Origin of the sequence: Phaeobacter sp. JH20_29 (assembly GCF_048056175.1) — a bacterium.
Lineage (GTDB): Bacteria > Pseudomonadota > Alphaproteobacteria > Rhodobacterales > Rhodobacteraceae > Phaeobacter > Phaeobacter bryozoorum.
Genome location: NZ_JAYMWO010000017.1, coordinates 40,144 through 62,377 on the forward strand (window position 1 = coordinate 40,144; position 22,234 = coordinate 62,377).

Annotated in this window: 21 protein-coding genes, 1 tRNA gene and 1 pseudogene; 13 read left to right on the forward strand and 10 right to left on the reverse strand. The window is 59.8% G+C overall.

All coding sequences use genetic code 11. From position 1 onward, the window contains the following. Positions 1-292: 292 nt before the first annotated feature. From VWZ85_RS14755 to rpmH, 6 genes are all read right to left on the reverse strand, one after another. Entirely contained in the window at positions 293-1,837 is a 1,545-nt protein-coding gene (locus VWZ85_RS14755; protein ID WP_416541077.1) for a putative bifunctional diguanylate cyclase/phosphodiesterase, read from the reverse strand. 66 nt (positions 1,838-1,903) lie between these two features. Then, a complete protein-coding gene (ttcA, locus tag VWZ85_RS14760; RefSeq protein ID WP_340546622.1) occupies positions 1,904-2,791 on the reverse strand; it encodes a tRNA 2-thiocytidine(32) synthetase TtcA in 888 nt (295 codons plus the stop codon). Between the two features lie 107 nt (positions 2,792-2,898). Continuing rightward, a complete protein-coding gene (locus VWZ85_RS14765) occupies positions 2,899-3,132 on the reverse strand; it encodes a hypothetical protein (protein WP_340546623.1) in 234 nt (77 codons plus the stop codon). 387 nt (positions 3,133-3,519) lie between these two features. Further along, positions 3,520-3,777 (reverse strand): membrane protein insertion efficiency factor YidD, encoded by a 258-nt coding sequence (gene yidD, locus VWZ85_RS14770; RefSeq protein ID WP_340546624.1) that lies wholly within the window; start codon positions 3,775-3,777, stop codon positions 3,520-3,522. A gap of 114 nt (positions 3,778-3,891) precedes the next feature. Continuing rightward, the gene (gene rnpA, locus VWZ85_RS14775) at positions 3,892-4,341 is read right to left on the reverse strand and encodes a ribonuclease P protein component (protein WP_340546625.1); all 450 of its coding nucleotides are present in this window, start codon (positions 4,339-4,341) and stop codon (positions 3,892-3,894) included. Between the two features lie 26 nt (positions 4,342-4,367). Further along, positions 4,368-4,502 carry a 50S ribosomal protein L34 gene (gene rpmH / locus VWZ85_RS14780; RefSeq protein WP_005980833.1) on the reverse strand — a complete coding sequence of 45 codons (135 nt, stop codon included), beginning with the start codon at positions 4,500-4,502 and terminating at the stop codon, positions 4,368-4,370. A gap of 374 nt (positions 4,503-4,876) precedes the next feature. On the opposite strand from rpmH, the gene VWZ85_RS14785 reads away from it, so the two are divergent. The 5 genes from VWZ85_RS14785 (at position 4,877) to VWZ85_RS14805 (ending at position 10,523) form a co-directional block, all read left to right on the forward strand. Then, a complete protein-coding gene (locus tag VWZ85_RS14785) occupies positions 4,877-5,680 on the forward strand; it encodes a TVP38/TMEM64 family protein (RefSeq protein ID WP_416589400.1) in 804 nt (267 codons plus the stop codon). Positions 5,681-5,682: 2 nt separating this feature from the next. Next, on the forward strand, positions 5,683-7,104 hold the full coding sequence (locus VWZ85_RS14790; RefSeq protein ID WP_416589401.1) for a dihydrolipoyl dehydrogenase family protein: 1,422 nt from the start codon (positions 5,683-5,685) through the stop codon (positions 7,102-7,104). A 16-nt stretch (positions 7,105-7,120) separates the two neighbouring features. Beyond that, the gene (locus VWZ85_RS14795; protein ID WP_340546628.1) at positions 7,121-8,509 is read left to right on the forward strand and encodes a sensor histidine kinase; all 1,389 of its coding nucleotides are present in this window, start codon (positions 7,121-7,123) and stop codon (positions 8,507-8,509) included. 120 nt (positions 8,510-8,629) lie between these two features. Next, positions 8,630-8,706 (forward strand) — tRNA-Arg (locus VWZ85_RS14800). Positions 8,707-9,335: 629 nt separating this feature from the next. Next, positions 9,336-10,523: a multidrug effflux MFS transporter gene (locus VWZ85_RS14805; RefSeq protein WP_416589402.1), complete on the forward strand. Its 1,188-nt coding sequence runs from the start codon at positions 9,336-9,338 to the stop codon at positions 10,521-10,523. Positions 10,524-10,753: 230 nt separating this feature from the next. Here VWZ85_RS14805 and VWZ85_RS14810 read toward each other — a convergent pair. Next, positions 10,754-11,150 (reverse strand): annotated as a pseudogene (locus VWZ85_RS14810) (IS5/IS1182 family transposase); the annotation flags it as partial. Positions 11,151-11,467: 317 nt separating this feature from the next. Between VWZ85_RS14810 and VWZ85_RS14815 the strand changes: the two are divergent. From VWZ85_RS14815 to VWZ85_RS14850, 8 genes are all read left to right on the forward strand, one after another. Next, a complete protein-coding gene (locus VWZ85_RS14815; RefSeq protein ID WP_416541083.1) occupies positions 11,468-12,298 on the forward strand; it encodes a class I fructose-bisphosphate aldolase in 831 nt (276 codons plus the stop codon). Continuing rightward, positions 12,295-13,446, forward strand: coding sequence for a Gfo/Idh/MocA family protein (locus tag VWZ85_RS14820; protein WP_416589404.1), 1,152 nt, complete (start codon positions 12,295-12,297; stop codon positions 13,444-13,446). The genes VWZ85_RS14815 and VWZ85_RS14820 overlap by 4 nt, the downstream gene beginning before the upstream one ends. Next, on the forward strand, positions 13,443-14,108 hold the full coding sequence (locus tag VWZ85_RS14825; RefSeq protein WP_416538177.1) for a D-lyxose/D-mannose family sugar isomerase: 666 nt from the start codon (positions 13,443-13,445) through the stop codon (positions 14,106-14,108). Before VWZ85_RS14820 ends, VWZ85_RS14825 begins: the two co-directional genes overlap by 4 nt. Positions 14,109-14,110: 2 nt before the next feature. Then, a complete protein-coding gene (locus tag VWZ85_RS14830) occupies positions 14,111-15,133 on the forward strand; it encodes a carbohydrate kinase family protein (RefSeq protein ID WP_416589421.1) in 1,023 nt (340 codons plus the stop codon). A 47-nt stretch (positions 15,134-15,180) separates the two neighbouring features. Continuing rightward, positions 15,181-16,146 (forward strand): substrate-binding domain-containing protein, encoded by a 966-nt coding sequence (locus VWZ85_RS14835; protein WP_340546634.1) that lies wholly within the window; start codon positions 15,181-15,183, stop codon positions 16,144-16,146. Between the two features lie 67 nt (positions 16,147-16,213). Then, positions 16,214-17,725, forward strand: coding sequence for a sugar ABC transporter ATP-binding protein (locus tag VWZ85_RS14840; RefSeq protein ID WP_416589405.1), 1,512 nt, complete (start codon positions 16,214-16,216; stop codon positions 17,723-17,725). Then, positions 17,722-18,687, forward strand: a complete 966-nt coding sequence (locus VWZ85_RS14845; protein ID WP_340546636.1) for an ABC transporter permease — start codon at positions 17,722-17,724, stop codon at positions 18,685-18,687. The genes VWZ85_RS14840 and VWZ85_RS14845 overlap by 4 nt, the downstream gene beginning before the upstream one ends. Before the next feature lie 50 nt (positions 18,688-18,737). Next, on the forward strand, positions 18,738-19,658 hold the full coding sequence (locus VWZ85_RS14850) for a hypothetical protein (protein ID WP_416589406.1): 921 nt from the start codon (positions 18,738-18,740) through the stop codon (positions 19,656-19,658). On the opposite strand, the gene VWZ85_RS14855 is transcribed toward VWZ85_RS14850, so the two are convergent. The 3 genes from VWZ85_RS14855 to VWZ85_RS14865 form a co-directional block, all read right to left on the reverse strand. After that, positions 19,653-20,684, reverse strand: a complete 1,032-nt coding sequence (locus VWZ85_RS14855) for a LacI family DNA-binding transcriptional regulator (RefSeq protein WP_416552755.1) — start codon at positions 20,682-20,684, stop codon at positions 19,653-19,655. The genes VWZ85_RS14850 and VWZ85_RS14855 overlap by 6 nt on opposite strands. 194 nt (positions 20,685-20,878) lie before the next feature. After that, complete coding sequence (locus VWZ85_RS14860; protein ID WP_416538180.1) at positions 20,879-21,274, reverse strand: RidA family protein; 396 nt, start codon at positions 21,272-21,274, stop codon at positions 20,879-20,881. Next, on the reverse strand, positions 21,271-22,185 hold the full coding sequence (locus VWZ85_RS14865; protein ID WP_416589407.1) for a sugar kinase: 915 nt from the start codon (positions 22,183-22,185) through the stop codon (positions 21,271-21,273). Before VWZ85_RS14865 ends, VWZ85_RS14860 begins: the two co-directional genes overlap by 4 nt. Positions 22,186-22,234: the final 49 nt, after the last annotated feature.

A 22,234-nucleotide genomic window follows, 5' to 3' on the forward strand; every position in this document is an offset into this window, starting at 1 on the left:
TGGGCAGCGCGCGTGACTGCACCGCAAGAGACCGCGCGCCAAAGATGGCGGCACGCATAAGGCACAAGACCTTCAGCGGCCGAGGGCGCCCGTTTTGCTGTGCCGAACCTGCCGGGGCCGAGCCGGTCGCCGGGAGTTCCTGCGCAGAACCGCCGGATCGCTGCGCCAGGCCGAAGCAGAACCCGTGACTGGGCGGCGCGCGCAGACAGGGGGCAACCGAAACCAACCGGAACCAATCGGGGCCGATTGCGTAGATGGTCGCCGAAGGGCGGGGGACTGGGATGTCAGCGGATCAGCTGCTGTGGCGCCCGATACTGGGGGCCTCCTGCAGCTTTGCCTCATGGGCGGCGATCCAGTCGAGAGTCTGATCAAAGGGCATCGGACGGCCAATGCCAAAGCCCTGCACGTGATCGCAGCCCAACTGGGACAGGAGGGCGTGTTCGCCAACGGTCTCCACCCCTTCGGCGAGGGTTTCCAGCTCCAGCCGTTCGGCCATGGTCAGGATGGCGGCAATCAGCTTTTGCTGTTCGGGGTCGCGGTCGGCCTTCATGACGAAGGAGCGGTCGATCTTGATCCGGGATACGCGGAACCGCTGGACCGCCGCGATGGAGGCATGGCCGGTGCCGAAATCATCCAGATCAATGCCGCAGCCCAATTCGCCAAGGGCGGCGATATTGCGGACGATCATGTCATCCGGGCGGTCGGTCATCACGGTTTCGAGGATCTCGACGCAGAGCCGGTCCGGGGTGAGGCCAAAACGCTCAAGCTCCCATTGGATGCGCTCCACCAGATTGGCGTTGCGCAACTCGTCGGTGGCGAAATTCACACCGACCGAGGGGACATGCAGGCCGGCGGCATCCCAGGCTTTGAGCGCGGTGAGCGCGTTGTAGAGCATGATTTCGCTCAATCGTTCCATCAGCCCGGCGCTCTCCAGATAGGGCAGGAAGGACATGGGCGCGATCATCCCGCGCACCGGATGGGACCAGCGGGCCAGCGCCTCAAACCCGGAGACACGGCCGGTGTCGGTGCAGATCTGCGGCTGGAACCAGGCCTGGATCTGACCGTTTTCCAGTGCCTCGGTCACCTCGTCGATCATGTCGCCGCGCGCCTTGCTGCGCTGATCCATTTCGGGGGAGAAGGCGCGAATGCCGGAGGGGCCATTGTTCTGGGCGTCCAGCAGGGCCGTGCAGGCGGCGCCCATCCAGTCGCTGCCTGCCGGTTTCGGGCTGCGGCTATGGAGGCAGAATCCGATGGAACAGGAAATATAGAGAGAGGCACCATCAACCGAAATCGGCTCTTCGATGGCGGCCTGAAGCCGTCCGGCCATCTGGATCGAGAGTTCCAGATCCATTTGCAACACCGGTGTGAGGCAGATGGCAAACCGAGAATCGCCAATCCGGGCGACATAGTCCTGCGGGCGCAGGATGGAGATGATGCGGTCGCCACAGCGGTTGACCAGCTGATCGGCGGTTTCCTGGCCGTGGCGCTGCGCCAGCTCCTTGAAGTCATCAAGCTCAAGCACAAACACGGCCGAGCGCAGGCCGGTATCCGCGGCGCTGTCATAAACTTCCGAGACGATTTCGCTGAACCCGTCGCGCATCATCATGCCGGTCAGGCTGTCGCGTGGCATGGCGGGGCGGCGGAAATAGGAAAAGCCACCGGAGGCGACAAGAACCAGCGGCAGGCCAAGAGCAACGGCCAGCAGCGCCACCTCGCCGCCCATCCAGAAAGTTGCCAGTGTCAGGGCCGGCAAAAACGCAAGCAGCGGCGGCCCCAGCAGCACCGGGGCAATCCGTTTCCTGACCTGTGTCAGCGTCTGCGACAGCATTTTTGTCATCTGTAGACCTTTCACCTACGGCATGTGGTGCTGGCTACAGATTAAGGTCGCGGTCTGACCGGCAAGTTAACGCAAATCGGGAATTTCGTCCGAATCCGTCCCCAAATCAGGTTTTTTCAACATAAGAGCGGAAAAATCGAACAGCTTGGGGTCCAGAAGATGCGAGGGGCGGGCATTCATCAAGGCCCGGAACATCACCTGACGGCGTCCGGGGCTGTTTGATTCCCACTGATCGAGGATCTGTTTCACCTGCTGGCGCTGCAACCCGTCCTGGCTGCCGCAGAGATCGCAGGGAATGATCGGATAATTCAGAGCCTTGGCGAATTTTTCACAGTCCACCTCGGCGACATGGGCGAGGGGGCGAAACACGAACAGATCGCCCTCTTCATTGACCAGTTTCGGCGGCATGGTTGCCAGACGACCCCCGTGGAACAGGTTCATGAAGAAGGTTTCCAGAATGTCGTCGCGATGATGGCCGAGCACCACCGCAGAGCAGCCTTCCTCGCGCGCGATGCGGTAGAGGTTGCCCCGGCGCAGGCGCGAGCAGAGCGCGCAAAACGTACGGCCCTGCGGGACCTTATCCATCACGATACTATAGGTGTCCTGATATTCGATGCGGTGCGGCACGCCCATCTTTTCCAGAAACTCCGGCAGCACGGTGGCCGGAAAACCGGGCTGGCCCTGATCGAGGTTGCAGGCCAGGAGATCCACGGGCAGCAATCCGCGCCACTTCAGCTCGTAAAGCACCGCCAGCAGGGTATAGCTGTCCTTGCCGCCCGACAGGCAGACCAGCCATTTCGGCGTGCTGCCGTCCTCGCGCCGCTCGACCATGCCATATTGGTCAATCGCCTCACGGGCGTAGCGCACGATCCGTTTGCGGAGTTTCTTGAACTCCGTCGTCGAGGGGGCGCCGGCAAACAGCGGGTGGATATCGTCCAGATCATCATCAAGCATGGGCGCGCCCTAGCCGAGGATCGGCGTTTTGCCAAGGAAAAAAGGTGATCCCGGCGGGTAGCAGGCTTCTGCCCGCCGGGATCGTCAACCGGGATCGTCGGCCGGGATCAGAAATAGGGGCGCGACGATGGCAGCCTGTCGGCGAGCGGTGGCAGGCCAATATCCCGGCGCAGATGGTTGCAGATCGGCAGCGTGCTGGCGCGTCTGCGCGGCGGGCTTTGTGCGGCAATCATCTGACGCAGGATCGCCGTCAAGGTCCGGCGCAGACCAAGATCGGCCAGAATCTGCGCCAATGCGGCATGGGGGTCGCGGAGCGGGGTGGGAAATTGTGTAGATGTCATGCGTGTTTCCGGCTGCATGCAGACGGGTCCTTTGTTGTGAAAGATGACAGATGTGCCCAGACCATGCAGCAAAGACGAGGTCGAAGACCGGATCAAAGACAGGCGTCGACGATGGCTTCGCTAGGGGTGGTTTGGGATGGTACGATCAGATCGGGCGCACATCAGTGCTGAGCCGCGATTAAAGGCAGACTGGATCAGGCGCGTGCCTGTCCCGTATAGCCCCCAGGAGCACGTCGCCATTGAACAAACTTATTCATAAACAGCCCTCCTGCATCTATAGGTTGATCGCTTCAGAGCCTTAGCACGGCCCGACTGCCCCGGTTATACCGGTATTCCATACTGTGGCAGAAATGGCGCGCGGCTTTGCCGGGCATCGGCCCGGACCGGTTATCGTCGATCTGCGGTCTTGTCATGGCTGTGGTCACAGCCCGGCACCGGGTCGTAGCCATCGCCGCCAAACGGGTGGCAGCGGCCGATCCGGCGCAACGTCAGCCATGCCCCACGGAGGGCGCCGTGTTTCTCCAGTGCCTCAAGCGCATAGGCCGAGCAGGTGGGCTGATAGCGGCAGTTGAAGCCGACCCAGGGGCTGAACAGCAGCCGATAGGCGCGCACGGGCAGGGCAAGGAGATGGGCCAGCGGGGTCATGGGAGTTAGATAGGCAGAGTTGAGCGGTATGGCAATCAGGACCGCGCCTGAGTGCGGGGACAGCGGCCGTGTGCTGCGCCAGTTCCCTGCCGGGAAAATCGCCTTCGGAAACGATTACTTGCCGTGGATTTTCTTCAGCGCGTAGATGAGATCGTTTTGCAGATCTTCAAAGGGGCGCTCGGCGGTCTCTGTCGCGCGGCCGATCAGGACATAGTCCCAGCCGGACCGGCCATGCAGGGGCAGAATCAGCCGGGCGACTTCGCGCAGCCGGCGTTTGGCGCGGTTGCGGGCCACCGCATTGCCGACCTTCTTGGAGCAGGTAAAGCCCATGCGGATGGCATCGCCGCCGGCTTCGCTGTCCTGGCGGCGTTTGCGACCCTGTACCATCATTCCCTTGGTGCCCTGACGGCGGGCGCGTGCCGCTGCGAGAAAGTCGCGGCGTTTGGCGATTACTTCCGGGCGGGGCAGTGGGCGGTCCAAGGTATCAGATACGCAAACGGACACCGCCGGAGACCTGGTCCCTTGGGCAGCTGAGCCGTCCTTGGGGGTCTCCGGCGGTGTCATGTCCGTCTGAACAGTGCTGGGCGCGATTACGCGCTCAGCGACTTGCGACCGCGTGCGCGGCGTGCGTTCAGGATCTTGCGGCCTGCCTTGGTGGCCATGCGCGCACGGAAGCCGTGGCGGCGTTTGCGAACCAGGTTCGAAGGCTGATAGGTGCGTTTCATCGCTCCGGTCTCCAACTGTTTACATCGGGACGGCGCGGAATCGGCCACCCGGGGGTCTATCTCGAAGCCCGGTCTCTAGAAGGGAATGACCGGCGAGTCAAACCCCAAGGCGGTTGTTTTCTGCACGAAATGCAACATTTCCATGAAAACCGGGCGCTGGAGCCCCTATAGCAGAAGATATTTGTAACAGACAGAGGGGCGCGCGCTGTTTGGCTCACTTTTTTGCAGGCAATGATCAAGCGGGCGTGAAGATATCGCCCGTGGTCTCGTACCGGGGCCATTTAGCAGGTAGCCAGAGACACAGACCCGCCGCGTCTGCGGTGCCGACCATGACCGGCCAGCCACTGGCCCAAGACAGCAGGATTTGACCACCGATGCCAGATCATCCCGAGCAGCCCGATATCGCGGAGCATTCTCCGGCCCAGCCCACCGCAGCCGAATCGCGTGACAGGGCAGAGAAGAAACCGGCGCTGACCCGGTTCCTGCCGCTGGCCGTGGTGCTGGTTGTTGCGGTGATCGGGGCGATGACGCTGGGCGATTACCTGACGTTTGAGACCCTGCGCGACAATCGGGTGGCGCTGATGGCGTTTCGCGATGAGAATTATCTGGGCCTCGTTGGCCTGTTTGTGCTGGCCTATGTGACAATTGTTGTCTTCTCGTTGCCGGGCGCCGCTGTGGCCTCCGTCACTGGCGGGTTCCTGTTTGGTCTGGTGGCGGGCACGCTGTTCAACGTGCTGGCAGCCACCATTGGTGCGGTTGGCATCTTTCTGGCGGCGCGCTGGGGGCTTGGAGCGATGCTGACCCACCGGCTGGAAGCGGCGGAGGGGCGCGTGCGCATCCTCAAACAGGCCCTGCGGGAAAATGAGATCGAGGTGCTGCTGCTGCTGCGGCTGGTGCCTGCGGTGCCGTTTTTTGTCGCCAATCTGCTGCCCGCGCTGGTCGGGGTGAAGCTGGTGAATTTCCTGTGGACCACGGCGGTGGGGATCATCCCCGGCGCCATCGTCTTTACTTGGATTGGCGTGGGCCTTGGTGCGGTGTTTGACCGAGGCGGGACACCTGATCTGTCGCTGTTGTGGGAGCCGTTTGTGATCGGGCCGATCCTTGGTCTGTGCGTGTTGGCGGCGCTGCCCATGCTGCTGAAGAAACGCCGTCCCGCGGCCTCCGGAAAGGACCAGTGACCATGCAAGAGCTAACCTGCGATCTTCTTGTGATCGGCGCCGGGTCGGGCGGTCTCTCTGTTGCGGCAGGGGCAAGTCAGATGGGCGCGGATGTCGTGCTGCTGGAAGGGCACAAGATGGGCGGCGACTGTCTGAACTATGGCTGCGTGCCGTCGAAATCGCTGCTGGCCAGCGCCAAGGTGGCCTATGGGCAGGCCCATGCCAGCGCCTATGGTGTGGCCGATCAGCTGCCAGTGGTGGATTACGCCGCCGCCAAGGACCACGTGCAGGACGTGATCGCGACCATCGCCCCGGTCGACAGCCAGGAGCGGTTCGAAGGGTTTGGTGTGCGGGTGATCCGCGCCTATGGACGGTTTGTCGATGATCGTGTGGTCGAGGCCGGGGAGCACCGCATCACCGCCCGGCGCATCGTGATTGCCACCGGATCCTCGCCCCTGGTGCCCCCAATCGACGGGCTGGCCGATGTGCCCTTTTATACCAATGAGACGCTGTTTGACCTGCGCGAGCGGCCCGATCACCTGCTGATCATCGGCGGTGGTCCGATTGGCATGGAGATGGCGCAGGCGCACATCCGGCTGGGCAGTCAGGTCACGGTGATCGAGGGCGACAAGGCGCTGGGCAAGGACGACCCGGAGCTGGCGGCCATCGTGCTGGAGCAGCTGCGCGAGGAGGGCGTCGAGATTGCCGAAGGCGCGCAGGCGGAAACCGTCGCCTCCACCGAGGATGGCGGCATTCGCGTCACCGCGAAGGATGGCCGGGTGTTCGACGGCAGCCACCTCCTGATGGCGGTGGGGCGCAAGGCCAATATCGACCGGCTGAATCTGGAGGCCGCCGGTGTCGAGACCAACCGCGCGGGCGTGGTGGTGGACGACAGCCTGCGCAGCAGCAACCGCCGGGTCTATGCCATTGGTGATGTCGCGGGCGGGATGCAGTTCACCCATGTGGCGGGCTATCATGCCAGTGTGATCATCCGGTCGATCCTGTTCGGCCTGCCGTCGAAGGCCAAGACCAGCCATATTCCCTGGGCCACCTATACCGCGCCCGAGCTGGCGCAGGTCGGGCTCACAGAGGCGCAGGCGCGCGAGAAACATGGCGACCGGATGGAGGTGGCGCGGTTCGACTATCATCACAACGACCGCGCGCTGGCCGAACGTCACAGCACCGGCCTGATCAAGGTCATGGTGGTCAAGGGGCGCCCGGTCGGCGCCTCTGTCGTGGGGCATCAGGCGGGGGAGCTGGTGGCGCTGTGGTCGATGGCCATCGCCAATAACCTGAAGATGAGTGGGGTCGCGGCCATGGTGGCGCCCTATCCCACCATTTCAGAAGTGAATAAACGCGTCGCAGGGGCCTATTTCTCGCCACGGCTTTTTGATAGTCCAATGGTGAAACGAGTGGTGCAATTTGTGCAGCGCTGGCTCCCGTAACGCCGGAAGGGGCTGAATGCTCAATACGCTTTCAGGCAGATTCCTGATCCTGACCACGGTCTTCGTGATGTTGGCCGAGATCCTGATCTTTGTGCCCTCCGTATCCCGGTTCCGTCTCGATTATCTGGCCGACCGTCTGGAGCGGGCGCAGATCGCGTCGCTGGCGCTATTGGCCGATGATATGCTGGACACCGAGCTGGAGGCGGAGCTTTTGGAGAATGCTGGTGTCTTCAACGTGGTTCTGCGGCGGGACGAAGTGCGCCAGCTGGTGCTGTCCTCACCGATCCCGGCGCCGATTTCGGGCACTTATGATCTGCGGATGAGCAGCCCGTTTGCACTGATCGGCCATGCCATGCAGCGGCTGGTCACGCCGGAAAACCAGATCATCCGGGTGATTGGGGCGCCGGTGCGCGACGCTGGTCTTCTGATTGAAATCACGATTGAAACCAAGGGTCTGCGCGATGCGATGATTGATTACGGGCTGCGTATTCTGCTGCTCTCGGCGGTGATCTCAATCTTTACTGCCGTTCTGCTGTTTGCGGCGGTGCGCCGGTTCATGGTGAAGCCGATCAAGGGGGTCATCGGCTATATGCAGCGCTATGCGGCGGCGCCGGAGGATGCCCGTGGAATCATCCACCCCAGCGCCGGTGTGCGTGAGCTGCGCGAGGCCGAAGAGGCGCTGATGCAGTTGCAGACCGAGCTGACCCATGCGCTGAAACAGCGCGAACGGCTGGCCCAGCTGGGCGGCGCTGTTGCCAAGGTCAGCCATGATCTGCGCAATATCCTGACCTCGGCGCAGCTGTTCACCGACCGTATCGAGATGAGCGAAGACCCCCTGGTGCGGCGCCTCGCCCCGAAGCTGGTGAATTCGATCACCCGCGCGGTCTCGCTCTGTGAGGGGACATTGGCCTTTGGCCGGGCAGAGGAGCCGGCGCCGACCTTTGGCCGGGTTGCACTACACGGTCAGGTGGAGGACATCCTGGAAAGCGAGAGCCTGGCCGGCGGAGCGGAGGGGCGTGTCACCTTCCGCAATGAGGTGCCCGTCGATCTGAGCCTGCGGGCGGATCCCGAGCAGCTGTTCCGCATCGTGATGAACCTGGTGCGCAATGCCCGTCAGGCGATCGAGGCCAGCGGTCAGCCGGGGCAGATCACCCTGTCGGCGCGTGAAGATCACGAGGCCTGGTGGATCTCCGTCACCGATACCGGCCCCGGCCTGCCGGTGAAAGCGCGGGAGAATCTCTTTACCCCGTTTCAGGGCGGCATCCGCAAGGGCGGCACCGGCCTTGGCCTTGCCATCGCCGACGAACTGGCCCGCGGCCATGGCGGCATGGTGGTCCTGCGCGACACCGGTCCTGAGGGCACGGTATTCGATATCTGTCTGCCCAAGGGCGACGGCACTCTTTGACGCCGCCGTGCCCGCAATCCGCGCGTCGGAACGCCCCAATCGCAAAAAGAAGAAAACCTGCGGCAATCTGACATTTTGGACTTGCACCCCCGCGCCGCTACGCTTAAACCCCGCCGCAGTGGACCGATAGCTCAGCTGGATAGAGTACTTGACTACGAATCAAGGGGTCGGGGGTTCGAATCCTCCTCGGTCCGCCACTTCCCTCTTTTGATACGTCAGATTTCGAGCGTCAGATCTGTTTGACTTTTCCGTCACATCATTGACCTGACGTGCGATAACTGCCTGCGTTCCATGCTGGTGCAAAATATGCGCTGCAGCATTGTGCCAACATGCGGCAGGCCACAAAACAGCAGCTCAATCGGCATCAACGCCTCTGGGCCGATCTGCGCGTTCGGGGAGGTTCCTGGGACAAGACGCCCGCGAATTCGGCCTTGCAGGCTCTGCTGTCACCTTGGCAGGTATGGCGTAGCGCCGATCTGGAAGGACCGAGCAAGCTCGGGCCGCCGCTTTGCAATACCACGCCAGAGCAGCTTTTCCCTGATCTTTGCTTAGAGACCTAAGGCGGCCAGCCATGGGCGACGCAGCGAATGCGGGCAGTTAGTCCGGATTGACCGATGCTGCGCTGTGTATGGGTGGCAGCTTTGCGTGTTGCCAGGGTCAACGATCCTTACTACGCTTGATCCCAAAGGAGTGAGATCATGACCTTCAAGTTCGTCATCGATGTAGCAAGCAAGAGGCGCATGGTCCGATAGGGTTCTCCATATCCGTTTCCATGCGCCCCCGACATTCTCGGGGGCTTTTTTGTTTTTATTGCTCAGAGCATCAGATGAACCGCGCAAGAACACCTCCGAATTTGATCACATTGATCCTGTTGACTGGGTTTTCGCCCATGTCGCTCAACATGTTTCTACCCGCTCTGGCTAACATCGCTGTCGATCTCAATACCGACTACGGTACCGTGAGCTGGGCGGTGTCCGGATATCTGGCAATAACGGCAGTTATTCAGTTGATCGTTGGGCCCTTGTCAGACCGGATCGGCAGACGACCGGTTCTTCTGGTGGTTTTGTTTGTTTTTGCTTTCGCCTCTGTGGGGTGCGCTTTTGCACCAAACATCGTGGCTTTTCTGTTCTGCCGGATGCTCCAAGGCGGCATCGTCGGCGGTTACGCGCTTTCTCTCGCGATCGTTAGGGATACGAGAACGGCACGGGAGGCTGTAAGCCTGATCGGCTATATCGGAATGGCGATGGCGATTGCTCCTATGGTCGGCCCCATGCTGGGAGGGGTGTTGGACACCTTATTTGGGTGGCGGTCCGTCTTTGGTTTCTATGCTGTAGCGGGCTTCGGATTACTGCTGCTTTGCTGGTTCGACCTCGGAGAAACGAGGCCTCAAAGGGCAACAGACGCCAGCACTCCGGCACCTGGCACGATGATGCTTATCCGTGAGCCCCTGTTCTGGGCTTATGCACTCTGTGGTGCGCTTTCTGTCGGCGCATTCTACATCTTTCTGACAGGCGCACCTCTTGTTGCGCAGTCCGCTTTCAATGTCACAACCGCTGGACTTGGATTCTATATCGGGACCATCACAGTTGGCTTCATGATCGGCGGGTTCTTGGCCGGTCGGGTTGGAAAACACTTCGAACCAACAACCATGATGATTGCGGGCCGGGTCATGGCGTGTAGTGGTATTGTGGGCGGTTTGCTGTTGCTCGCATCGGAGATCATGTCAGCGGAGATTTTCTTTGCGAGCACGATCTTCGTTGGTTTAGGGAACGGCATGACCATGCCGGGATGCAATGCCGGTGCGATGTCGGTTCGACCAGATCTCGCCGGAAGCGCTGCCGGGCTGAGCGGCGCTCTCATAGTTGCAGGCGGTGCGGTTGTTACCACATTGACGGGCAACCTCGTATCACAGACGAACGGGGCACAAACGCTGCTTATGCTTATGCTAGCTTCAACGGGACTGGCGTTGGCATTTGCCATTTGGGCAGCATGGTTGAGTAAGAATAGGGTCTAGTCTCAAAACAATAGCGGCCGTCGGGCCAGGTGCAGACAAAGCGATCCTTGAAAACGGGCGCTATTGGCGGAGCTCGAGAATGTCAGAGTTTCCCTATCCGGAGTGCGGCGCGGTACAGGATTTTAGTCATTGATGGCGTTGCCGCTTTGGACCGATTCTGAAAATAGACCGGTTCTCTGGTGCAGAATATCGCCCCCTGATAAGGGTCGAGAGTGCCTTTCTTGTCTGGCTTATTGCGGTTGCTGCGGCGCAGGATAGTTTGTGGCCAGTTTCTGGAGATTGTGGGCGGTTGCGGCGAGGAGAAATTCGTCATTTGCGCCGCATGACCCATGTAATAGGAGCCGGTTCAGGTTCCTCGCCGGTTGATCGACTGGAAATCCATATTCTGGCGGCAGCGCGCCTGTGATGGGCGGCCTGACACGTGTGCTCCAAACCCTGCTATATGGCGATGCCCCTGCCGGTCGGCCAGCGGTTCGGATCGGAACAGTTCCGGGGGAATTGCTTCACCTCGTGCCCTTCAGGGCAGATGTGTTGATTGTCCTCGGCGTCGCACTCGAAGTCGGCTCGGGTCCAGTCACTGCGCTCAGATTTGTCGAAGCACGAGATGTGCGGGGCGATCTGTCGATCGCCTGCCAGCATTTGGCTGACGATTTTTTGCTCGCGGCGGCGGCACTTTCGACAAGCGATGAAGACAGGCCTATCACGGGCCGACACCCTTTCGAGCGTGCTAACGCGCTGGGCGAACTGCCCTGCATTTCGCAGTCATGAACCGAAGATCTAGTACGAGGATCTCGGGGGGCTCCACTCCGTGCGCCTATAACCGTATGTTTTAGAACATAAAAAATTCTCGAAGAAATTTGTTGACAAGATGTTGATGAAGAACGAACCTTTTATTTGGAAACGTTTCCATAATCTTCTAGGGAAATTCCACAGGAGGGACGCAGGTGAAATCCGCACGTATGAACAGACTGTTCGGTGTTTCGGGAAATTGCTTTGACGTGGCAATCGACCACGGCATGTTCAATGAAAGCGCCTTCCTTGGCGGGATTGAGAACATGCAGGCCGCGATCACGATTGTGGCGAGCGCGGCACCGGATGCCATTCAGCTGCCACCGGGGACGGCGCCGATCCTGCAGGCAATCCCCGGCAAGGACCGTCCGGCGCTGGTGTTGCGGACCGACATTGCCAATGTTTATGGCAATCCGTTGCCACGGTCGCTGTTTTCAGAAGTGATAGCCGACCCGGTTGAGCAAGCTGTGGCCCTCGATGCGGCCTGTGTGGTGGTGAATCTGCTCATGCTGCCCGGTCAGCCCGAAGTGCATCAGGCCTGCATTCAGAACATCAACCGGTTGAAGCGCGCTTGCGATCTGGCAGGGATGCCGCTGATGGTGGAGCCGCTGGTGATGCAGGACAACGCCAAGGCCGGTGGTGGTTACATGGTGGATGGCGATCTGGCAAAGATCCTGCCTTTGGTGCGTCAGGCCGTGGAACTGGGCGCGGACATCATCAAGGCGGATCCTTGCGACGATGTTTCCCAGTATCACCGTGTGATTGAGATTGCCCAGGACGTACCCGTGTTGGTGCGCGGTGGCGGCAAGGTCTCTGACAAGGAGATTCTGACACGGACCGAAGCTTTGATGAAACAGGGCGCCCGCGGTATCGTTTATGGCCGCAATGTGATCCATCACGACGACCCGGCAGGCATGACCAAAGCGCTGATGGCGGTGGTGCATAACGGCGCCTCCGTGGCTGATGCCCTGGGGATGATCGCGTGAGCCGCGTCGTCAAATTCGGCGTCATTGGCTGCGGGCTTATGGGGCGCGAGTTTGCCTCGACTGCCGCCCGCTGGCTGCATCTGACCGAAACAAAAGCGCGGCCAGAGATTGTCGCGGTGTGCGACACGAACACGGACCTGATGGATTGGTTTTCGCACAATCTGTCCAGCGTGACGCAAAAGACAACCGACTACCGAGAGATGCTCGACAATCCAGAGGTCGAGGCGATCTATTGCGCGCTGCCGCATGTGCTGCATGATCAGGTTTATCCGCAGATCATGGCTGCCGGGAAACACCTGTTCGGCGAAAAACCGTTTGGTATGGATGGGGCCGCAAACGCCCGTATTCAGGCGGCGATTGATGCGCATCCTGATGTGATGGTGCGGTGTTCATCCGAGATGCCGTTCTATCCCGGTGCGCAAAAGGTCATCAATCTTGTGCGATCCGGTGATCTGGGAGAAATCATCGAAGTTGAGGCCGCGTTCCTGCATTCCTCGGACCTTGACCCGGACAAGCCGATCAACTGGAAACGCATGGTTGAGGTAAATGGCGCCTACGGCTGCATGGGCGATCTTGGCATGCATGTGCTGCATGTGCCCTTGCGACTGGGGTGGCGCCCGACCCATGTATCGGCGTCGTTGGTCAACCGGTTTCGGACCCGTCCGGATGGCAAGGGGGGGACCGTACCCTGCGAGACATGGGACAACGCCACCATCACTGGCCATGTCGAGGATGCCGGGGGCGGCTTTCCTCTGGTGCTGAAAACCTGGCGTATATCGCCCGGAGATTCCAACAGCTGGAGCCTGCGCGTTCTTGGGACCAAAAGAAGCGCCTATTTCACCACCAAGAACCCGCGCCAGTGGCAGTGGATGGACTATAGCGGCGGGGATCAGATCTGGCAGGTGCAGGACATCGGATTTCAGACCCTGTTCCCGGCCATAACGGGGGCCATTTTCGAATTTGGTTTCCCGGACGCCCTGCAACAGATGTGGGCAGCATTTCTGGATGAGCTGGCCGGAGGCGATGCGCGTGGATTTCATTGCGCAACACCCGCAGAAGCGGCGGACCACCACGCCGTGCTGACCGCAGCCCTGAAGGCAGGCACCGAACACAGGGTCGTCACTGTCGACTACGGGGCGGAAACGTGAAGCGCTCCGAAATCAATCAGGCCATCCGCGCCGCCAAAGAGCTTTTGCAGGAATATCGCTGGTCCCTGCCTGCCTGGGCCGATTGGGATGTTGCAGAATTCGCAGCCAATCCCGACTTGGGCGACTGGTTGCAGCTTCATCAGATGGGCTGGGATGTGACGGATTTCGGCTCGGGCGATTTTGCGCGGCGCGGTCTGGTGTTGTTCTGCCTGCGCAACGGTATCCAGTCTGACGCGACGAGTCTGCCCTACGCTGAAAAGCTGTTGTTCGTCGGGGAAGGGCAGGAAACTCCGTTTCATACCCACAAGATTAAGCTGGAGGACATCATCAACCGTGGCGGCGGGGATTTGATGATCGAGTTCCGCCAGCCTGACGGTGTCGATGATCCAATTGTTCTGCGCTGTGATGGCTTTGTCCACCGGCTGGACCCGGACGAACCACTGTGCCTGAAACCCGGATCAAGTGTCACGATTCCATGTGGTCTTTATCACCGCTTCTATGCGCGCCCAGGCAGCGGAATGGTGCTGGGCGGTGAAGTGTCTCAGGTCAATGATGACGGATCGGACAACTATTTTCTGGAGCCTCTGGGGCGGTTTTCTTCCATAACCGAAGATGCCCAACCCGTGCATCCCTTGTGGAATGAAGTGGGGTCGACCCCGTGACCATGCGCGAAGGCATAATTTGTGCGGGCAACTGGATCGTGGATCTCGTACACGAGATTGCGCATTGGCCCGCTGAGAGCGATCTGGTTCGCATCGACGGGCAAGACAAGGGCGTGGGTGGCGGTGCGGCCAATGTTGTGACGGCGCTGACCAAGCTTGAAACCGGGCTACCGCTTTGGCCGATGGGCGCCATCGGTCAGGATGACTTCGGGAAATTTATCAAGGCGCACTGTCATGAATTGGGTCTTCCAACGCATCTGATCACGGAAAAACCAGACACCGCGACGGCACATACTCACGTCATGTCAGTTACCGGAAGATCGCGCACGTTCTTCTATCAGGGCGGCTCCAATGACGTGCTGTCTGATCAAGATTTCCCGACGGGCGTTTTTGAAAGCCATAAAGCGCGCATTTTCTATCTGGGCTACCTGACCCTGTTGGCCGATCTGGATCGGATCACGGATGATGGCAGCACGCCTGCGGCGAGGGTGCTCTCCCGTGCCCGCGCCGCAGGTATGACCACCTGCGTTGATCTTGCTTCGGTTGATCGCCCGGATTTCTCGAAGATCGTCGCGACGACAATTCGACAAATCGACTATCTGATATTGAACGAAATCGAATTGGCCCGCGCGAGTGGCCAGACTCCACCTGTCGCCAGTCAGACGCCGAATATGCAGGACATGATCGAGATGGCAAAGGCGCTGATCAAAGACGGGGTCCGGCGGGCCGTGGTCGTTCACTGCCAGCAAATGGCGCTCTGGATTGGGGTTGATGGGCAGGTCGCACACGTCCCGGTCGTGCCCTTACCGCGTGAACTGGTCGCAAGCCCCTTGGGCGCAGGCGATGCCTTTTGTGCCGGAATTTTGTATGCGCTTCATGAAGGCTGGACACCGCAGCGTGCCCTGGAACTGGGCCATGCCATCGCAAGGGCCTCCTTGCGCGGGGTCACAGCCACCGAAGCCATCCCGAATCTGAACCAACTGACCGATCAAATAGATCGGCAGACAAAAGGCATCACGACATGAACCAGCTTCATGTGATGTCAAAACTGTCTTTAGAGGAGGAAAAGACAATGACTATCATCCCCAGACGTAGCTTTTTGGCACTGACGACCGCAGCAATGACGGCAATGCTGCCGCTCGGTGCGACCGCACAGGACGCCCCGGTAATTGCCAGCATCGTGTTTCAGGGCGACCAGTTCATGCAGTTCCTGCAAACGGGTGTGCGCGAAACAGCCGAAGCAGCGGGCGCCGAAGTACTGGAAATTAATATCGATGGCGATCAGGCGCGTGAAATTCAGGCCATTGATACCTACATTTCGCGCGGCGTCGATGCGATCGTGATTGCGCCACTTTCGGCCGCGAATTCGGGCCCTGCTTTGCAGCGCGCACGTGACGGCGGTATTGTTGTGGTTGCCCTGAACGGCGGCCTTGAGGATGCCAGCATTGCACATGCGACCTTCTCAACGGCCAACCGTGATCTTGGGGCATCCACCGGCGCTGCCGCCGCCAGCTTTGTAAGTGATAGCCTTGGTGGCAAAGCAAATGTCGCCATTCTGGCGTTCTCGTCGCTCTTGCCGGAACAGTCTGGCGACCGGACAGGCGGTTTCAAGGATGCTGTCGCTGAAGGCAATTCCATCGAGATCGTGGCCGAGCAGGACGCCTGGATGCCAGAAGCCGCAGTTACTGTGGCCACCGATATTCTGACCGCCCACCCCGAGGTCAATGTCATCTACGCGGCAAACGAAGGCGGCACCGTGGGGGCGATGCAGGCGGTGCGCAACGCGGGTCGTGCCGGTGAGGTCTTTGTCTTTGGCATCGACGGATCGGAACAGCTGGGTCGGGGTCTTTTGGCGGGCGACAATGTTCTGCAGGCGGTGACTGCTCAGGCGCCGCTCCAGATGGGTGCCATGGGTGCCGAAGCAGCCCTTGCCATTCTTGCAGGCGAAGAAGTCGAGGCACAAACCACTGTGCCGGCAATGCTTCTGAGCAGGACCGACGCAGATGGCGTCACCGCGTTCCTGGAAAGCATTCAGTAGAATCAATGGCAGGGGGCCGTGTCGGCCCTCTGTTTCACTGATCATCACAGGCAAAGGCAGGTAACCCGTGTCAAATCTGATCCTTTATCAGCTCACCAAGCACTACGGATCGGTCAAGGCACTTGACGGATTTGTACACGAGTTTACAGCCGGGCAGGTTCACGCACTGATTGGCAAGAACGGTTCTGGCAAGAGCACCTTCGTCAAGATGATGTCAGGAGCGATCCAGCCGACGTCAGGGTCGATCCGTATTGGAACTGTCGAGACACGGTTTTCCAATCCGCGTGAAGCGCAGAGGGCCGGTATCGCCACCGTTTATCAGGAACTCAGTCTAGTCCCTGAATTGTCGGTCGAAGAGAATATCTTCCTTGGTCGGCTACCGCGCAAACGCTCTGGCCTGATTGATTGGGCGCGGTTGCGTCGTGATGCCAGCGACCTGTTCAAAGAGATTGGTGGGCTGGACATCGCGCCGCAAACCCGCGTTGCGGATCTTTCGGTTGGTCAGCAACAAATGGTCGAAATCGTCAAAGCGATGAGTTTTCGACCCAAAGTCCTGCAACTGGATGAACCCACCTCTGCGCTGGCGCAGGCAGAAGTTCGGCAACTCTTTACTCTGGTGCGTCGGCTGCGCGAGCTTGGTGTTACCGTCATCTATATTACGCACCGGCTGTCTGAACTGGATCAGATCGCGGATACAGTCACAGCGATCCGGGACGGAAAATTCGTGGATTCGGTGCCGATCAAGGAGGCCACCCCGGCCGTCATCCTTGATATGATGTTTGGCGATCTTCCGCCTCTCCAGCGCCCGACCAAGACGATAACGCGGGAAACACCGGTGCTGAGCGCGCGGCATCTTGCACTCGCATCCCATTTCGACGACGTGAGCTTTGATCTTTACCCGGGCGAGGTTCTTGGCATTGCCGGAATGCTCGGATCGGGACGAACCGAGTTGTTGCATTGCCTGTTCGGGGCCATCGTGGCGGATCAAGGTGAGATATCAGTGAACGGGCAGATCGTGGCGCGGCCCGATATCCCGACGATGAAAGCGCTGGGCATTGGCTACACCTCCGAAGATCGCAAACATTCCGGCCTTGTGCAGCTCTTGTCCTCACATGCCAACCTGTGTCTTGCCGGACTGGATCGGATCGCACCCAAAGGCTGGGTCAGTCACCGTACAGAAAAGCCGTTTGTCGACCGCCAGATTGCGGGGCTTCACATCAAGGCCGGCGATCCGATGTTACCGGTCTCTTCTCTTTCCGGCGGGAACCAACAGAAAATCGTTGTCGGGAACTGGATGAACAACACGCCCGACATTCTGTTGTTTGACGAACCCGCGCGCGGCGTCGATGTGCAGGCGAAACGCCAGATCTATGAACTCATCTGGGAAAAGGCGCGCGAGGGTCTGAGTTCGATCGTTGTTTCGACCGAATTGGAGGATCTGACCGAATGCTGCGATCGTATCCTTGTGCTGCGGGATGGTCGTATCGCCGAAGAATTCATCAACGAAGGCCTTGATGCCAAGGATATCTATGCAGCTTGCATGGCGGCACCCACAACCCAACAGGAGAGCGATGCATGACGCGCGACAAATTCATTTCCCATCTGCGCCGAAATTCGATGCTGATGATCCTCCTGGTCTTGTACGTGATCGTTGCGACAACGGCGCAGGGCTTTTTCACCCTGAACAACCAGCTGAATATCCTGAGGAATATTGCCGTCCCGGGGATGATTGCCTTTGGCATGGCTCTGGTGATCATTGTCGGAGAAATTGACCTGAGCGTCGGCTCCATGGTGGCCGTGTCCGCCTGTCTGACCGCCTGGATCGTCGAGAAGCTGGCCGGAAACGCCATTGAACCTGCCACCTGGACCGTCATTGCCGCCTTTGCCGGGACGCTGCTGTTTGCGGCCTCGGTCGGGTTCATGTCGGGCAAACTGCGGCAATTGGTTCAGGTGCCGACCTTCATCACGTCTCTGGCGATGATGGCAACCCTTGCGGGCTTGGCCAACCTGATCACCAATGGCGTCCCGATTTCGAGCTTTCCAAGCTGGTATTACGTCATCGGGTCAGGCCGTTTCTGGGGTGTTCCGGTTCCGGTTTTCCTGCTGGCGATTGCCTTTGCCATCACCTTTACCATCTCGAATTTCACGGCGCTGGGCCGGTCGATCTATGCGGTCGGCGGCAATATGGAGGCCGCGCGCCTGTCGGGCATCAATGTCTGGCGCACCAAGACCATCTGCCTGATGATGACCAGTGTCTTTGCTGCAACCGGAGGTATTATCTATTCGTCGCTGGTCAATGCCGGCAATCCGACCATTGCGCGTGGGCTGGAGCTTGAGGTGATCTCGGCCGTGATCATTGGTGGCATCAGCCTGTTCGGCGGCAAGGGGACGATCTGGGGCGCATTCATCGGTGTGCTGTTTCTGGGCGTGCTGCTGAACGCGATGACGCTGTGGGGTTTCAACCCCTATGTGCAGCAAGTGATCAAAGGCGGTCTGATCCTTGGCGCGGTCTTCATCAACTTTTTCATCGACCGAAAGTGACTTGGCTCAACTGGGATAAAGGGCGTGCGCGTCTCACCCGATGTGGTGCGATGCTGACCGACCTTGAGTTTGACCTCTCGGACGGTCGCCGCATTGCGCCTTTGCATAAAGCACCCTGGCTGGGTGAGGTGTTACCCGATGGTGTGCCGCCGCTGCTTGCCGGGCTGCAAGGAGAGTGGCCCTGTGTTCCCTTTGGCATGGCGCCACAGGGCCCTCTGGCCGGGGATTGGGCCGGTCTCTCCCGCATGCCTGATCCATGGCCGCACGGGTATGCCGCCAATCACGACTGGCGCATAACACCCGATGGCCCGCAGGCGGTGCGTGCAGACATCGCCTATCCGGGGACCGATCCAATCCATCACCTGACACGGCGGGTGAGCGGGGTGAGCGGCAAGGCTGCGGTAGACATCGCTCTTGGCATCCATATGCGCCGCAAGGCCTGCCTGCCAATTGGGTTGCATCCGGTCTTTCGTCTGCCAGCGGCCACCGGACAGGCGCGTCTGTGTCCCGGGCGCTATAAGCAGGCGTTTTGCTACCCCGGTGATACCGGCGGCCCCCCCGGTATTTCACGCCCCGCGCCGTTCCGGTTGGAAGATCTAACAGGGTTCGGGTTTGATCCAGTGGCGCTGCCCTATCCTGACCGGTTCGAGACGCTTTTGCTCCTGAGCGGCACCGACGGGACCTTCGCGCTGGAGAACCGCGCCGAAGATTATCGCGTCACACTTGATTGGGATGCAGAGGTCTTTCCCTCGCTCATGCTGTGGATCAGCAATGGAGGGCGAAACGCGCCACCGTGGAACGGCCGCCATTGGGCGCTAGGGATCGAACCCGTTTGTTCCGCATTTGATTTGGGATGCTCGATTTCAGCGACAGAAAATCCCCTGACAAAATCCGGTGTGCAAACGTCGCGCATGCTGACGCCGGATAGCCCATTTCACACCCGCTACAGCATATCCGTTACCGCGCTATAGGGTCTTGGGTGCGGGTCCGGTGCTGTCACGTTCGACGATCTGCAAGCTTAGAGCTGAAAGATCCGGTTTCGCGAAACGCTCCGGGTTGATCCGGTTCAGAAGCGTTTTTGCGGCCAGCTCTCCCAGCAATGAAATCGGCTGATTTACGGTGGTCAGGGTCGGAAAAATATGGGCGCTTTGTGGCAGGTTGTCGAACCCGATCACAGAAATGTCCTGAGGCATTTTCAGACCGCGTTCATGCGCGGCATGGATCGCGCCGATTGCCGCGATATCGGTTGTCCCAATCAGGGCGGTTGGTCGGTTTTTCGCCAGCACGTCCCGCGCCAGGGCGAAACAGGTATCAAAGCTATGCTCTTCGCCAAGAGACACGCTGACCGGTTCAAGCCCCTGAGCCGTCAACGCCTCTTTGATCCCCTCCAGGCGCAGGGTGATGGGTCTTGAATGGGTGGGCGCGCCAATGACACCAATGTTCCGATGCCCAAGGCGCAACAAATACTCTGCCATCAGACGCCCACCTTCCCGGTGGTCAACGGATACCAGATTCACCGCGATCTCGTCGGGAGAACGGTCAACGGCGATAATTGGAATATTCTGATCTGACAGCCGCGTGAAATTCTGGTTCGTTGCAACCGACGCTGCGATTATGCCATCCACTTTCTGGCCAATGAGGGTCGAGATATATCGTTTTTCATTCTCTTCATTCTCCTCGGTATTGCAGATCAGGCAGTGGTAGCCGTTTTGAAACAAGGCTTGCTCAAGCGCCTGCGCCAGAATGCCAAAGAAGGGGACATCAAGGCTCGGCAGCAGGACGCCGACCAGCCCGCTGCGACCGCTGCGCATCTGACGTGCGCCAGCGTTTGGTTCATACCCCAGCTCTGCGATCGCCTTCTCAACCTGCGCGCGCGTCTTGTCGCTCACCGAGGCGCTTCTGTTCAGAACACGCGACACCGTTCCAAGCGATGTTCCCGACAGTCTCGCAACATCTTTTACGCTTGCCGACTGTTGTTTTGGAGGCTTTGACGGCACAGGAAATCACCTTGTCAGTTGTGCTCCGAGTTTAAGTGACCGGGACAGTTTAGACCAGCTGTCAAAACCTGCTTCGTGACCTGGTATTGCCTCTGATACTGGTCGGTATTGCATGCGATTTTTTGGGTACATTTCTGGCAGGTGAGGAGTGTGCCGATCCCGAAAGAACGGTTCTCGTTTGAAGCTGGCTTGTCCTATAGGGGTTTATAGGCGATGGCGTCGATCTCGACCTTGGCGTCCACCATGATCTGTGAGCGCACTGTGGACCGCGCCGGTCCGCCGTTTGGGAAATAGCTGGCATAGACACGGTTGAAGGTCCAGAAATCACGCGGGTCATCGAGCCAGACGCCGATTTTGGCAACATCCTCCAAGGTGCAATCTGCCAGGGCGAGGGCTGCGATCAGGTTCTCCATAGTCCTGCGGGTCTGGCTTTCGATGCCGCCTGCTTCGATCTCGCCGTTTTCCTTCATCGCAACCTGGCCTGAGATGAACACCAGATCGCCTGCGCGCACGGCGGGGGAAAATGGCAGCGGCTGCCCCCCGGCGCCGGTTCTGTCATTGCCGATGCGCTCGATTGTTTTGCGGGTCATGTCGGACGTCCTTCTTTTGATTGCAGTGTTGGTCTGTGCGGGATCGGCGCAACCGCCCCGTAGCCGGTGGTGGACAATGCAGCGCCGAGGTTCGCATGTTCTGCGGCTCTGACGCTGTCGCCATGACGCAGAAGCTCGGACAGGAATATGCCGTTGAAACAGTCACCGGCGCCGGTTGCATCGACCGATTCCACAACCGCCCCCGGAACAAATGTGACCCCCTGATTTTCCGATACCGCCACGCCGTCGCGACCCAATGTCAGAGCAATGATGCGCGCGCCGAGGTTGTGATAGAACCGGATGATCTCGTCAGGGCTTTGACGTCCGGTGAGCTGTCGGGCGTCATCAAGTCCGGGAAGCGCAATATCGACGTGGCGCATCAGATCATGTGTCACGGCGCGTGCCTCCTCCAGTGACCAAAGCGCAGTCCGCAGGTTTGGATCAAATGCCGTGGTCACGTTTGACGCACGCGCGGTCCTGACGGCGTGATAGGTTGTGGCGCACATGGTGCTGCTGATGCCGAGATTGATCCCTGAGGCGTAGAATATCCTAGCGGTGCCGATGGCATGTGTTGGCAGGTCGTCGGGGGTCATCCTGCTGGCGGCGGAGTGCCGTCGCCGATATAGAAAATGATGCCCCAGGTCGTCGTGGAACACGAAGTAGAGGCCGGTTTCCCCGCCTGCGACTGTCGAGACCAGGCTGCTATCGACATGCTCGCGGTGCCAAAGCTCCAGCAGCGCCTGGCCAAAGCGATCATCGCCGAGGCGCGATATCAGGGAGGTTGCCGTGCCCTGTCTCGCCGCCGCGATTGCAACATTCGAGACATCGCCGCCATATCCCATTACTAGCTGCCCGTCGGGTTTTTGATTGAACTCGATGAGGGGTTCGCCGAGGCAGACAAGATCAGTCATTTTCCACCTCGCAGATCAGGGCCCGGCGGAGCCGGGTATTCGATGTATG

Excerpts from the sequence above, each read along its gene's own strand:
- VWZ85_RS14755 (WP_416541077.1), bottom strand. The coding sequence starts at position 1,837 with ATGACAAAAATGCTGTCGCAGACGCTGACACAGGTCAGGAAACGGATT.
- ttcA (WP_340546622.1), bottom strand. The coding sequence starts at position 2,791 with ATGCTTGATGATGATCTGGACGATATCCACCCGCTGTTTGCCGGCGCC.
- VWZ85_RS14765 (WP_340546623.1), bottom strand. The coding sequence starts at position 3,132 with ATGACATCTACACAATTTCCCACCCCGCTCCGCGACCCCCATGCCGCA.
- yidD (WP_340546624.1), bottom strand. The coding sequence starts at position 3,777 with ATGACCCCGCTGGCCCATCTCCTTGCCCTGCCCGTGCGCGCCTATCGG.
- rnpA (WP_340546625.1), bottom strand. The coding sequence starts at position 4,341 with ATGACACCGCCGGAGACCCCCAAGGACGGCTCAGCTGCCCAAGGGACC.
- rpmH (WP_005980833.1), bottom strand. The coding sequence starts at position 4,502 with ATGAAACGCACCTATCAGCCTTCGAACCTGGTTCGCAAACGCCGCCAC.
- VWZ85_RS14785 (WP_416589400.1), top strand. The coding sequence starts at position 4,877 with ATGCCAGATCATCCCGAGCAGCCCGATATCGCGGAGCATTCTCCGGCC.
- VWZ85_RS14790 (WP_416589401.1), top strand. The coding sequence starts at position 5,683 with ATGCAAGAGCTAACCTGCGATCTTCTTGTGATCGGCGCCGGGTCGGGC.
- VWZ85_RS14795 (WP_340546628.1), top strand. The coding sequence starts at position 7,121 with ATGCTCAATACGCTTTCAGGCAGATTCCTGATCCTGACCACGGTCTTC.
- VWZ85_RS14805 (WP_416589402.1), top strand. The coding sequence starts at position 9,336 with ATGAACCGCGCAAGAACACCTCCGAATTTGATCACATTGATCCTGTTG.
- VWZ85_RS14830 (WP_416589421.1), top strand. The coding sequence starts at position 14,111 with ATGCGCGAAGGCATAATTTGTGCGGGCAACTGGATCGTGGATCTCGTA.
- VWZ85_RS14835 (WP_340546634.1), top strand. The coding sequence starts at position 15,181 with ATGACTATCATCCCCAGACGTAGCTTTTTGGCACTGACGACCGCAGCA.
- VWZ85_RS14845 (WP_340546636.1), top strand. The coding sequence starts at position 17,722 with ATGACGCGCGACAAATTCATTTCCCATCTGCGCCGAAATTCGATGCTG.
- VWZ85_RS14850 (WP_416589406.1), top strand. The coding sequence starts at position 18,738 with ATGCTGACCGACCTTGAGTTTGACCTCTCGGACGGTCGCCGCATTGCG.
- VWZ85_RS14860 (WP_416538180.1), bottom strand. The coding sequence starts at position 21,274 with ATGACCCGCAAAACAATCGAGCGCATCGGCAATGACAGAACCGGCGCC.
- VWZ85_RS14865 (WP_416589407.1), bottom strand. The coding sequence starts at position 22,185 with ATGACTGATCTTGTCTGCCTCGGCGAACCCCTCATCGAGTTCAATCAA.